Origin of the sequence: Hamadaea sp. NPDC051192 (assembly GCF_040682475.1) — a bacterium.
GTDB classification, from domain to species: domain Bacteria; phylum Actinomycetota; class Actinomycetes; order Mycobacteriales; family Micromonosporaceae; genus Hamadaea; species Hamadaea flava.
In genome coordinates this window covers 1-7,361 of sequence record NZ_JBFBAZ010000239.1, presented here as the reverse complement: position 1 = coordinate 7,361, position 7,361 = coordinate 1, and the positions used below count along the sequence as shown (strand labels likewise).

The 7,361-nt window shown below is 71.1% G+C and carries 7 protein-coding genes; 4 read left to right on the top strand and 3 right to left on the bottom strand.

What is annotated here, in order from left to right; all coding sequences use genetic code 11:
- Positions 1-13 precede the first annotated feature (13 nt).
- Entirely contained in the window at positions 14-601 is a 588-nt protein-coding gene (locus AB0M47_RS41525) for a TetR/AcrR family transcriptional regulator (RefSeq protein ID WP_363424209.1), read from the bottom strand.
- 100 nt (positions 602-701) lie between these two features.
- Between AB0M47_RS41525 and AB0M47_RS41520 the strand changes: the two genes are divergently transcribed.
- Positions 702-1,655 (top strand): hypothetical protein, encoded by a 954-nt coding sequence (locus AB0M47_RS41520; protein ID WP_363424207.1) that lies wholly within the window; start codon positions 702-704, stop codon positions 1,653-1,655.
- 51 nt (positions 1,656-1,706) lie between these two features.
- Here the strand turns inward: AB0M47_RS41520 and serC are convergent, their stop codons facing one another.
- Positions 1,707-2,828, bottom strand: a complete 1,122-nt coding sequence (gene serC / locus AB0M47_RS41515) for a phosphoserine transaminase (protein WP_363424205.1) — start codon at positions 2,826-2,828, stop codon at positions 1,707-1,709.
- A gap of 194 nt (positions 2,829-3,022) precedes the next feature.
- Positions 3,023-4,126 (bottom strand): citrate synthase 2, encoded by a 1,104-nt coding sequence (locus tag AB0M47_RS41510; RefSeq protein ID WP_253758419.1) that lies wholly within the window; start codon positions 4,124-4,126, stop codon positions 3,023-3,025.
- A gap of 345 nt (positions 4,127-4,471) precedes the next feature.
- Here AB0M47_RS41510 and pdxH point away from each other — a divergent pair, with 345 nt between their 5' ends.
- The 3 genes from pdxH to AB0M47_RS41495 are packed head-to-tail and all read left to right on the top strand — an operon-like array spanning position 4,472 to position 7,284.
- Complete coding sequence (gene pdxH / locus AB0M47_RS41505; RefSeq protein WP_363424212.1) at positions 4,472-5,110, top strand: pyridoxamine 5'-phosphate oxidase; 639 nt, start codon at positions 4,472-4,474, stop codon at positions 5,108-5,110.
- Positions 5,107-6,366: an MFS transporter gene (locus AB0M47_RS41500; protein WP_253758417.1), complete on the top strand. Its 1,260-nt coding sequence runs from the start codon at positions 5,107-5,109 to the stop codon at positions 6,364-6,366. Before pdxH ends, AB0M47_RS41500 begins: the two co-directional genes overlap by 4 nt.
- A gap of 9 nt (positions 6,367-6,375) precedes the next feature.
- Positions 6,376-7,284 carry an aldose 1-epimerase family protein gene (locus AB0M47_RS41495; RefSeq protein WP_363424203.1) on the top strand — a complete coding sequence of 303 codons (909 nt, stop codon included), beginning with the start codon at positions 6,376-6,378 and terminating at the stop codon, positions 7,282-7,284.
- Positions 7,285-7,361 lie beyond the last annotated feature (77 nt).

Genomic DNA, 7,361 nt, shown 5'->3' with positions numbered 1-7,361 from the left:
GGGAGGGGGAGGGTCAGTGGGGGGCGAGGCGGGTTAGGCCGGCGATGCCGGCGACGTACTCCGACGGCGAGGGGCCGCCGGTGAGGACGCGCTGGAGGGCGTACCCCTGGGCCAGGGACAGCAGCACGCCGGAGAGTTCGTCGGCGGTGACCCCCTCGGGAAGGGCCAGTTCGGACGCGTACTCCCGGAACTCCGCCCGCAGCCGCGCGTACAAGCCGGTCACCAGGGGCTTGAGCGTGGGGTTGGTGAGCGACTCCGACCAGACCTGGAGCGCGACCCGGAACATGCCGTCGGGGCCGAGGGCCGGTTCCATGACGGTGAGCGCCGCGGAGAGGGTGTCTTCGACGGGGAGCCGGGGCCGCGCGCTGGTGACCTGGTGCAGTCGTCCGGTGATCTCGTCGACGACCTGGCCGACGATGGCCGCGATCAGTTCTTCCTTGCTCTTGAAGTACCGGTAGACCGCGCCGACCGACAGTCCCGCTTCCTTGATCACGTCCTGCATGGTCGTGGCGTGGAAGCCGTTGCGCGTGAAACAGGCCCGCGCCGCGTCGATGATCTGCTGGCGGCGGGCGGCGAGGTGCTGGTCGGAGACGCGCGGCATGGGTCACATCGTAAAACGAACGTTCGTTCTTGACACTGGCGTGGGCCCGGAAGCATGCTGTGGGCAATAGAGAACGAGCATTCGTTTTATTGGAGGAGCCATGAAACGAGCCGCACTCCTCGCGGCCGTCGTCATCGTGGCGCAGGCCCTGCTCATCCCGCTCTTCGTCGGTCCCGCCGCCAACATGGCCCCGCGGGACCTGCCGATCGCCGTCGCCGGGCCAGGCCCCGCGACGAGCGCGATCACCGCGAAGTTGCAGGCGGAGGAGGGTGCGTTCACGATCACGCAGGCGGCCGACGCCACCGCCGCCGACCAGCTCATCCGCGACCGCGAGGTCTACGGCGCGTTCGTGGTGACGGCGTCCGGCGTCGAGGTCCACACCGCGCCCGCCGCGAGCCCCGTGGTCGCCACGTTGCTCAGCGCGGCCGCCGCCGAGAACAACGCCAAGGTGGTCGCGGTGGTCCCGCTCCCGGCCGACGATCCGCGCGGTGCCGGCTTCACGGCCGGCTTCCTGCCCCTGCTGCTCACCGGCATGCTCGCGGGCATCCTGCTGGTCGTCCTGGTCCCGCTGAAGTGGGCCCGCCTGCTCGGTTCCCTCGGGTACGCCGTAGGCAGCGGCCTGATCGGGTCGGTCGTGTTGCGCGAGTGGCTCGGGGTGATCACGGGGAACTACTGGGCCGACGCGGCCGCGGTCGGACTCGTGGGGCTGGCCGCCTCAGCCCTGGTGGCCGGGCTCGGCAGCGTCTTCGGACCACCCGGCATCGGGCTCGGCGCGCTGACGGTGTTCCTGGTCGGCAACCCGTTGTCCGGGGTCGCCGGGGCACCGGAACTCCTGCCGCAGCCCTGGGGTGACGTGGGGCAGCATCTGCCGGCCGGAGCCGGGGCGACGTTGCTGCGCAGTGTCGCGTTCTTCGACGGCGCCGGCAGCGCGTACTCGATGTGGGTATTGATCGCTTATGTCGTCGGCGGTCTGGCGCTGATCGCGGTGAGCAGGTCCACGCGGCCGGCCGTGCAGCCGGTGGCGGAACCGGTCCGCGAGCCCGTCACCGCCTGAACATGCGAGAGGGAGGCACCGAACCGGTGCCTCCCTCTCGTCATACGTGGATCAGAGCTGCGAGATGACGTAGTCGATGCTCGCCGTGAGCGCCTCGACGTCGGCCGGCTCGACGGCCGGGTAGAGCGCGATGCGCAGCTGGTTGCGGCCGAGCTTCCGGTACGGCTCGGTGTCGACGACGCCGTTGGCCCGCAGGGTCTTGGCGATCGCCGTCGCGTCGACGCCCTCGGCGAAGTCGATCGTCGCGACCACATTGGACCGCAGTCCCGGGTCGGTGACGAACGGCGTCGCGACCGGCGACTTCTCGGCCCAGTTGTAGACGATCGCGGCGCTCTCGGCGGTCCGCGCCGCCGCCCAGGCCAGGCCGCCCTGCTTGTTCATCCACTCGGTCTGCTCGGCCGCGAGGAAGACCGTCGCGACGGCGGGCGTGTTGAGCGTCTGCTCCAGGCGCGAGTTGTCGATCGCCGTGACCAGGTCGAGGAAGGCCGGGATGTAGCGGCCCGTCGCCTTGATCTCGTTCGCCCGCTCGATCGCGGCCGGCGAGAGCAGCGCGATCCACAGCCCGCCGTCGGAGGCGAAGCACTTCTGCGGGGCGAAGTAGTAGACGTCGCTCTGGGTCAGATCGACGGCCAGGCCACCGGCGGCCGAGGTGGCGTCGTGCAGCAGCAGCGCACCCTCGTCGGCCCCGGCCACGCGGGTCACCGGCACGGCCACACCCGTGGACGTCTCGTTCTGCGCCACGCCGTACGCGTCGACGCCGGCCTCCGCGACCAGGTCGGCGGCGGTGCCCGGGTCGGCCTTGCGGACGGTCGGCTCGCCAAGGAACGGCGCGTCCTTGACGGCCTTGGCGAACTTGGCGCCGAACTCCCCGAAGGTGGCGAACTGGGCGCGGTCGCGGATCAGCGAGAACGCGGCGACCTCCCAGAAGGCGGTCGTCCCGCCGTTGCCGAGGATGACCTCGTAGCCCTCCGGCAGGGAGAAGAACTCGGCGAGGCCGGCCCGCAGCCGGGCGACCTGCTCCTTGACCGGCTTCTGCCGGTGGGAGGTCCCCAGGAGGGACGTTCCGGTCTCGGCCAGGGCGGTCACCGCCTCGGTCCGGATCTTGGACGGGCCGCAGCCGAAACGACCGTCGGCGGGCTTGAGCGAGTCGGGGATGCGGATCGGATCAGCCATCGATATCGAATCCTTAACGGGCCGTGATAGGACGGCGGCAACACTGCCGATGTCGCATCCTCCCACGTCAGGCCCGGCCCGCCGACACGCCGCCCACGAAGTGGCCCGTGACGGTCGTCACGGGCCACTGTCGATCAAGTGCCCGATCAAGTGCCTGATCAGGCGGGTTGTGCGGGTGGTACGCGGGCGGTCGCTCAGCCGTGCGCGATGGCGTCCCAGCCCTCGACGTCCTGCGGCTTGCGCGTACCCGGGCCGATGTACTTGGCCGAGGGGCGGACGAGCCGGTTGAGCTTCTTCTGCTCGAGGATGTGCGCCGACCAGCCGGCCACCCGGGCGCAGGTGAACATCGAGGTGAACATGTGCGACGGGACCTCGGCGAAGTCGAGGACGACGGCCGACCAGAACTCGACGTTGGTCTCCAGGACGCGGTCGGGCTTGCGGGCGCGCAGCTCGGCGAGAGCGGCCTTCTCCAGCGCCTCGGCGACCTCGTAGCGCGGCGCGCCGAGTTCCTTGGCCGTACGCCGCAGGACGCGGGCGCGCGGGTCCTCGGCCCGGTAGACGCGGTGGCCGAAGCCCATCAGGCGCTCGCCCCGGTCGAGGACGCCCTTGACGTACTCCTCGGCGTTCCCGGAGCGCTCGACGCCCTCGATCATGTGCAGTACGCGGCTGGGCGCGCCACCGTGCAGCGGGCCGGACAGGGCGCCGATCCCGGACGAGATGCAGGCGGCGGCGTCGGCGCCGGTGGAGGCGACGATCCGGGCGGTGAAGGTGGAGGCGTTCAGGCCGTGCTCGGCCGCCGAGATGAAGTACGCGTCGACCGCCTTGACGTGCCGCGGGTCGGGCTCGCCCCGCCAGCGCTTCATGAAGCGCTCGACGATGGTGGCCGCCTTGTCGATCTCGCGCTGCGGGACGGCCGGCAGGCCGAGGCCCCGGGCGGACTGCGCGACGAAGCTCAGCGCGGTCACCGAGACGCGGGCGAGGTCCTCGCGGGCCTGCTCGTCGGCGATGTCGAGGAGCTGGCCGAGACCCCAGTACGGCGCGAGCATGGCGACGGCGGACTGCACGTCGACCCGGATGTCACCGGAGTGCACCGGGACCGGGAACGGCTCGGCGGGGGGCAGGCCAGGGCCGAATTTGCCGTCGACCAGCAGCGCCCAGACGTTTCCGAAGGACACGTGGCCGATCAGGTCTTCGATGTCGACCCCGCGATAGCGCAGCGAGCCGCCCTCTTTGTCGGGCTCGGCGATCTCGGTCTCGAAGGCTACGACGCCCTCCAGCCCCGGCTTGAACTCGGACATTCCGCTCTCTCCCTATGGGACGCTCCGTGGAACCCGGCTGCTTCGCGTACGACCCGCAGGCGGGGGATGCTGAGTGGTGGCTGTCAACGTCCACTGGCGTGGACGCTGAATGGCTGTCAACGTCCACGCCGTGGACGCTGAGTGGTCGTTCAGCGCACATCTTGCCCCCACGATGGGCATCGAGGCGAGCCTCGCGGGCCTCCGACAAGCGACATTCTCCCGCTTTGCGCCCGGTTTCGCTGCGAAACTCCGTTCGGAACCGCTGGTGACGACACATCTTCGAGCAAAGCCTCGACGGTGTATGAGTATGTGATCGTGACCACGAACACACCCGACCTTCCGCACATGCGCAACGACTACCGGCTCGACACCCTCGTCGAGACGGACCTCGCCGCAACTTGGCACGAACAGTTCGCCGCGTGGCTCGCCGACGCCGTCGACGCCGGGCTGCCGGAGCCGAACGCCATGATCGTCGCGACCGCTTCCCCGGAGGGTCGGCCCAGCGCTCGGACGGTGCTGCTCAAGGCGTACGACGAGGGCGGGTTCACGTTCTTCACCAACTACACGTCTCGCAAGGGCGGCGAACTCGACGCCAACCCGTACGCGAGCCTGCTGTTCCCCTGGCACGCCATGCAGCGGCAGGTGATCGTCACCGGCCGGGCGGTCCGGGTGCCGCGGGCGGAGACCGAGGCGTACTTCGCCGAACGACCGCGCGGGTCGCAGCTCGGGGCCTGGGCCAGCCCGCAGTCCACGGTGATCGACGGGCGCGAGCCGTTGGAGGACGCGTGGGAGGCGTACGCGGAACGCTTCGCCGACGAAGTGCCACCGCCGCCGCACTGGGGCGGCTACCGCGTCGCCCCCGACACCGTGGAGTTCTGGCAGGGCCGGCCGTCCCGCCTCCACGACCGGCTCCGCTTCCGGCGCCTGGTGACCGGGACGACTCTTGATCACGACGAGTGGATCGTGGAACGCTTGGCTCCGTGACGGCGACCCCCCTCGCCCGCCGGTTCCTCATCGACCTGACACCGCTGCGGCACACGACGTACCGCCGTGTCTTCGTGGGCAACGCCTTCGGCTTCTTCGGCGCCCAGTTCACGGCGGTCGCCGTGCCGGTGCAGATGTACGCCCTGACGAAGTCCTCGCTGTGGGTCGGCCTCCTGGGACTGGCCGGCTTCGTGCCCATGCTCGTCTTCTCGATCTGGGGCGGGGCGTACGCCGACGCGATGGACCGCCGACGGCTGCTGCTGACCTCGTCGGTGATCGTCTGGCTGGCGACCCTGTTCCTGTTCGTCGCGACGGTGACCGGCCTGGTCAATCCGGTGCTGCTGCTGATCGCGCTGTTCGTGCAGACCACCGGATTCGCGGTGTCGACGCCGACAAGGCAGTCGATCCTGCCCCGGCTGGTCGGCGAGGCGGATCTTGCCTCGGCCACCACGCTCAACTTCACGATGATGAACGCGATGATCGTGTTCGGCCCGCTCGCGGCCGGCATGCTGCTCGCGTTCGCGCCCGGCCGAGGTGGGCTGACCGTCGCGTACCTGTTCGACGCGCTGCTCTTCACGGCCAGCCTCTGGGCCACCTATCGGCTGCCGCAGTTGCCCGCGCACGATTCGGCCGCCCCGGCGGGCTGGCGGAGCATCGTGGACGGATTCGGCTTCCTGCTGCGTACGCCGATCCTGCTCGCGTCGTTCGCCGTCGACCTCGTCGCGATGGTGATCGCCCTGCCGAGAGCACTGTTCCCGCAGCTCGGGGCGGAGCGGTTCGGCGGTGACGGGGCCGCGGTCGGCTGGCTCTACGCGGCCATCGCGATCGGCACCGTGGCCGCCGGGCTCACCTCGGGCTGGATCTCCCGCGTACGCCGCCAGGGGCTGGCCCTGCTCGCAGCGGTGGTCGGCTGGGGTGCGGCGGTCGCCGCCGCCGGATTCGTCCACCAACTCTGGCTGGTCGTGCTGCTGCTCGCCGTCGGCGGGGTGTTCGACCTGGTCAGCTCGGTCTACCGCAACATCATCATGCTGGAGGCCTGCCCGGACGAGCTGCGCGGCCGGGTGCAGGGCGTACGCACAGCGGTCGTCGTCGGCGGACCCCGCCTCGGCGACCTCCGCGCCGGCGCGACCGCGGCCGCCTTCGGAGTGACGGGCGCCTGGGTCGGTGGCGGTGTCGCGTGTGTGCTGCTTGTTGTCACGCTCGCCGTGGTCGTCCCTTCGTTGGTCCGGTATACGAAGCCGCGAACGGTCGGTTAAGGTTCGCCCATGCCACAAGCGCCGTCGGGCACACAATGGACGATCAGTCACGCCGACCAGACCGCCACGGTCGTGGAGATCGGCGGGGGACTGCGTACCTATCGGGCCGGTGACCGGGAAGTCCTCGACGGGTACGCCGAGGACGAGATCAGTCCCGCGGGTGCGGGCCAGGTCCTCGCGCCCTGGCCGAACCGGCTGCGGGACGGCCAGTACGCCTTCGGCGGCAACACCTACCAGCTGCCGCTGTCGGAACCGACGACGCACAGCGCGATCCACGGCCTCGTCCGGTGGCTGCCGTGGCGGCTGCTCGACCAGGGCCCGTCGCACGTCACGCTCGGTCTCGAACTGGCCGCGCGTCCGGCGTACCCGTGGAGTTTGAGCTTGACCACCCGCTATGAGCTGGCCGGCGACGGACTGACGGTGACGCACGGCGCGACCGACACCGCCGCGGAGCCGGCGCCGTTCGGCCTGGGCACCCACCCGTATCTGATGCCGGCCGGGAGTGTCGAGGACACCTGGCTGACCGTGCCCGCGCGGTCCCGGCTGCTGGTCGACGGCCGCAGCCTGCCGATCGGCGCGGCCAAGGTGGCGGGCTCGGAGTGGGACTACACGACCGCCAAGCGGATCGGATCCGGCCGCCTCGACACCGCGTTCGGCGACGTCATCCGGGGCGAGGACGGGCGGCACGCGGTCGTGCTCGGCGGCCCCGACGCGCCGCTGACCAGTGTCTGGGCCGACGCCGCGTTCGGCTGGTGGCAGCTGTACACCGCGGACAGCGCCGCCCAGCCGCGCCGCCGCCGGTCGATCGCCGTCGAGCCGATGACCTGCCCGCCGGACGCGCTGCGCTCCGGCCGGGACCTGATCGTGCTCAAGCCCGGCGAGCCGTGGACCGCCTCCTGGGGCATCACCCCCCACTGACCCCGCGCTGCCCCCGCGCTGCCTCACGCGCTGCCCACGCGCTGCTCCGCGCCTCCTTCGCCGCCCCCCGCCGTAAC